At 71.1% G+C, this 4,233-nt stretch carries 3 protein-coding genes and 2 pseudogenes; 1 reads left to right on the top strand and 4 read right to left on the bottom strand.

Annotated elements, in window-relative coordinates:
* The 3 genes and pseudogenes from AC2W7A_RS09940 to AC2W7A_RS09930 form a co-directional block, all read right to left on the bottom strand.
* Window positions 1-228: pseudogene (locus AC2W7A_RS09940) on the bottom strand (alpha/beta fold hydrolase); the annotation flags it as partial.
* A pseudogene (locus AC2W7A_RS09935) lies at window positions 225-1,233 on the bottom strand (NADP-dependent oxidoreductase). The pseudogenes AC2W7A_RS09940 and AC2W7A_RS09935, both read right to left, overlap by 4 nt.
* A 40-nt stretch (window positions 1,234-1,273) precedes the next feature.
* The gene (locus AC2W7A_RS09930; RefSeq protein ID WP_485991218.1) at window positions 1,274-1,957 is read right to left on the bottom strand and encodes a type 1 glutamine amidotransferase domain-containing protein; all 684 of its coding nucleotides are present in this window, start codon (window positions 1,955-1,957) and stop codon (window positions 1,274-1,276) included.
* Between the two features lie 259 nt (window positions 1,958-2,216).
* Between AC2W7A_RS09930 and AC2W7A_RS09925 the strand changes: the two genes are divergently transcribed.
* A complete protein-coding gene (locus AC2W7A_RS09925; protein ID WP_485991217.1) occupies window positions 2,217-3,830 on the top strand; it encodes an inorganic phosphate transporter in 1,614 nt (537 codons plus the stop codon).
* A 76-nt stretch (window positions 3,831-3,906) separates the two neighbouring features.
* Here AC2W7A_RS09925 and AC2W7A_RS09920 read toward each other — a convergent pair.
* Window positions 3,907-4,233: TetR/AcrR family transcriptional regulator C-terminal ligand-binding domain-containing protein (locus AC2W7A_RS09920; RefSeq protein ID WP_485991216.1), on the bottom strand; the 327-nt coding region annotated here is incomplete at its 5' end.

The raw sequence follows: 4,233 nt of genomic DNA, 5'->3' as shown, positions 1-4,233 counted from the left end.
GCCCGCGGAGCGGCCCCCGGGGAGTAGCCGCGCTGGTCGGGGGCGAGGGTGCGCAGCCCCGCGGCGTGCAGCAGCGGCTCGACGTGCCTCCAGGACGTGGCGTCCTGCGGGAAGCCGTGCAGCAGCAGGACCACCTCCCCCTCGCCGGCCGCCGTCGCGGACGTCGAAGGTCAGGCCCTGGTGCCGGAAGGCGTCCACGCCGCCCCCGAGCGCGCCGTCGCTCGTCACAGGCGGACGACCATCTTCCCCGTGTTGGCGCCCTCGAGCAGGTCGATGAACGCCTGGGGTGCGTTCTCCAGACCCTCCCGGACGGTCTCGTCCCACTGGATCTTCCCGGCGGCGACCCACGGGCCCACACGCTCCAGGAACTCGGGGCGGACCTGCGCAGAGTACTTCTGCAGGACGAAACCGCGCAGGGTCAGGCGCTTGCCGATCGCCAGGGCGAGGTTGCGCGGGGCGGCCGGCGGCTCCGTGGAGTTGTACTGGGCGATCGCGCCGCACATCGCCACGCGGCCGTCGACCCGCAGCGCGGCGATGGCGGCCTCGAGGTGGTCGCCGCCCACGTTGTCGAAGTAGACGTCGATGCCCTCCGGCGCCGCCTCGGCCAGCAGATCGGTGGGCGAGCCGTCGTGGTAGTCGAACGCGGCGTCGAAGCCCAGCTCCTTCACCCGCGCCACCTTCTCGGGCGTGCCCGCCGAGCCGACGACGCGCGAGGCGCCCAGCAGGCGGGCGATCTGGCCGGCGGCCGAGCCGACGCCCCCGCGGCGCCCGAGATGAACACGGCGTCGCCCTCCTGCATCTCGCCACGTGCACGAGGCCGGTGTAGGCGGTCAGACCCGTCATGCCCAGCACGCCCAGGTAGGTGCTGTCCGAGAACTGGGAGGTGTCGACGGCCTGGACGGTGTCGCCGTCGAGGACGGCGTGCTCGCGCCAGCCGAGGCCGTGGAGCACGGACGTGCCCTCCGGCACGTCCGCGTGGCGCGAGGCGGTCACGGTGCCCACCGCGCCGCCGTCGAGGGGGGCGTCGAGCTGGAACGGGGGCACGTAGGACTCGACGTCGTTCATGCGGCCGCGCATGTACGGGTCCACGGACATCACGGTGTTGCGCACGAGGACCTGGCCCTCGGCGAGCTCGGGGAGCTCGACCTCCGTGAGGCGGAAGTTCTCCGGCGTTGGGGCGCCGTGGGGGCGGGAGGCGAGGTGGATCTCGCGCGTGCGGGTGGGGGTGCTCATGGTGGTCTCCTCGGGGTCGAAGCGGCGGGCTCGGCGGGGGTCAGCGCGCGAGCAGGTCCAGGAGGCGGCGGGCGGCGTCGGCGGAGGAGGCCGGGTTCTGGCCGGTCACCAGGGTGCCGTCCGTGACCACGAAGCTCTCCTGATCCGGGCCCTTGCGGTAGTCCGCGCCGGCGGCGATCAAGGAGTCCTCGACGAGGAACGGGACGACGTCCGTCAGCTGGGCGGCCTCCTCCTCGCCGTTGGTGAACCCGGCGACCTGACGGCCGCGCACGAACGGGGTGCCGTCGGCGGCGGTGATCGGGTGCAGGATCCCGGGCGCGTGGCAGACGAGTCCGAGCGGGCGCCCGGCCGCGTCGCTGTCGCGGATGATCCGCTGGGAGTCGGCGTCGGACACCAGGTCCCACAGCGGGCCGTGACCGCCCGGGTAGAAGACGGCGTCGAACCCGTCCACGTCCACCTGGGCCAGGGGCGTGGTGTGGGCCAGGGCGGCCTTGGCCTCCTCGTCCTGGTCGAACCGGCGGGTGGCGTCGGTCTGCATCTCCGGCTGCGAGCTCGTCGGGTCGATGGGCGGCTGGCCGCCGCGGGGCGAGGCGAGGGTGACCTCGTGGCCGGCGTCCGTGAAGACGTAGTAGGGCGAGGCGAACTCCTCGAGCCAGAACCCGGTCTTGCGGCCGGTGTCGCCCAGCTGGTCGTGCGAGGTGAGGATCATCAGGATGCGGGACATGTCTGGGGCCCTTTCGTTGGTGGGGACTGCACTCTCATGGTCGTGCACAACCGAATCTCGGGCAAGGGTGACGGTGCCCACCAGCCTCACACCACACCGACGGCGAACCCGCCCGCGGGCGCAGGACTCGGGCCCGTCAAAGGCGGTTCACGTACGCGCAAGCCGGCCGTCACGACGGCGTCAGGTCCCTGCCCGAAGATCTCGAGCGTGGTCTCCCCCCCCGACCAGTGGGGCCGACTCCAAGCAGAAGGGACCCGTCATGTCCTCCTCCACCACCGAAGCCCCGGAGCTGCAGCGCAGCGGTTTCCTGGGGCCCGACACCACCTGGCACCTCGCCTTCGGTGTGCTCACCGTCGGTGCGCTCGCCCTCTGCATCTCCTGGGCCCTCGGCTACACCGACACCGCCCACACGGCACTGCTGATCACCACGATCGTCGTGGGCCTGTTCATGGCCTTCAACATCGGCGGCAATGACGTCGCGAACTCGTTCGGCACCTCGGTGGGCGCCGGCACGCTGACCCTGAAGCAGGCCCTGCTGGTGGCCGCGGTCTTCGAGGTCAGCGGCGCCGTGATCGCCGGCGGTGAGGTCACCGAGACCGTTCGCAGCGGCATCGTGGACCTCGAGAGCGTGGCGCTGCCGCCGATGGACTTCGTGTTCATCATGCTGGCGGCTCTGATCGGGGCCGCGGTCTGGCTGCTCATCGCCACCAAGATGGGCTGGCCGGTCTCCACGACGCACTCGATCGTCGGCGGCATCGTCGGCGCGGCGGTGACCCTGGGCCTGCAGACCGGCGCGGGCGGCTTCGAAATGGTGCAGTGGGGCGAGATCGGCAAGATCGCTCTGTCCTGGGTCCTCTCCCCCGCGCTGGGTGGTCTCGTCGCCTGGGTCCTGTACCGGGCGATCAAGAAGCACATCCTCGCTTATAACGAGGAGGCCGACACCAAGATGCGCGAGCTGCGGCTGGAGCGCATCGAGCTGCGGAAGAAGCACAAGACGGCGTTCGAGCGCCTCTCCGAGGTGCAGCAGATCGCCTACACCAACGCCATGGCCCGCGACGCCGCCACGAAGTCCTCCGGCCACGACTACGATCCGGACGAGCTGGAGTCGGACTACTACCGCGAGATGGATGCGATCGAGTCCAAGGAGGACGAGGTCAACTCGCAGCACGCGCTGGAGGTCTGGGTGCCGCTGCTGGCGGCCGGCGGTTCGATCGTCATCTCCTCGATGCTGCTGTTCAAGGGTCTGAAGAACCTGGATCTGAACATCGACAACGTCGGCAACATCCTCATCATGCTCATGGTGGGTGCCGCGGTGTGGATGGCCGTGTTCATCCTCGCCAAGACCCTGAAGAAGCAGTCCCTGTCCCGGTCCACCTACCTACTGTTCAGCTGGATGCAGGTGTTCACGGCCTCCGCGTTCGCCTTCAGCCACGGCTCGAACGACATCGCCAACGCGGTGGGTCCGTTCGCGGCGATCGTGGACGTGCTCCGCACCGACCAGATCAACGCCGAAGCCGCCGTGCCCGGCGCCCTGATGCTGGCCTGTGGCATCGGCCTGGTCTGCGGTCTGTGGTTCATCGGCCGCAACGTGATCAAGACCGTCGGCACCGGGCTGACCGAGATGCACCCGGCTTCCGGTTTCACCGCCGAGCTCGCCGCGGCGGGCGTCGTCATGGCCGCATCCATGCTGGCACTGCCGGTGTCCTCCACCCACATCCTGATCGGCGCGGTGCTCGGCGTGGGCATCGTGAACCGGGCAGCGAACTGGAATCTGATGAAGCCGATCGCGCTGGCCTGGGTCATCACCCTCCCGGCCGCCGCGGTGATCGGCGCCATCGGCGTGACGGTGCTGCGCGCGGTGTTCGGAGGCTGACGGGGCACGTCGGCCGGCTCCCGGCGCGTGGCGGCGATCTCCGAGAGGCTGCGGGCCCGAGAGGCCGCCTCGGGCTTCACCCGGACGCGGGCCGCGCCGAAAGCAGACCGACGGCGGCCCCCAGGATGGCCTCCAGCTCGGCCTGGCTGACGTCGCCCACCGTCGCCAGCCGGTGCAGCAGCGTGCCGACGACCAGGTCGAAGGCAAGGTCGACCGCAGCGGGGTCCAGGTCGGCGTCCCCGGCAGGATCCGCCAGGGCCTCCCGGAGGAACGGCTCGCGGAACCGCGAGCGCAGCCGCGCCCGCGTCTCGGGGTCGCGCATCGCCTGGGCCAGCAGGCCGCCGAGCAGTGCCCGGACCGGGGGCCGTGTGGATCTGCGGCGGCCTGAGACGGCGGACGACGC

It is taken from the genome of Micrococcus sp. LASM2_SD2, assembly GCF_057364565.1.
Note: the sequence above shows the minus strand (reverse complement) of the source record. Positions and strands in the feature narration are given on the sequence as shown.

What these genes read in the sequence shown, in the direction of transcription:
- AC2W7A_RS09925 (WP_485991217.1), top strand. Translation starts at nt 2,217, where the DNA reads ATGTCCTCCTCCACCACCGAAGCCCCGGAGCTGCAGCGCAGCGGTTTC.
- AC2W7A_RS09930 (WP_485991218.1), bottom strand. Translation starts at nt 1,957, where the DNA reads ATGTCCCGCATCCTGATGATCCTCACCTCGCACGACCAGCTGGGCGAC.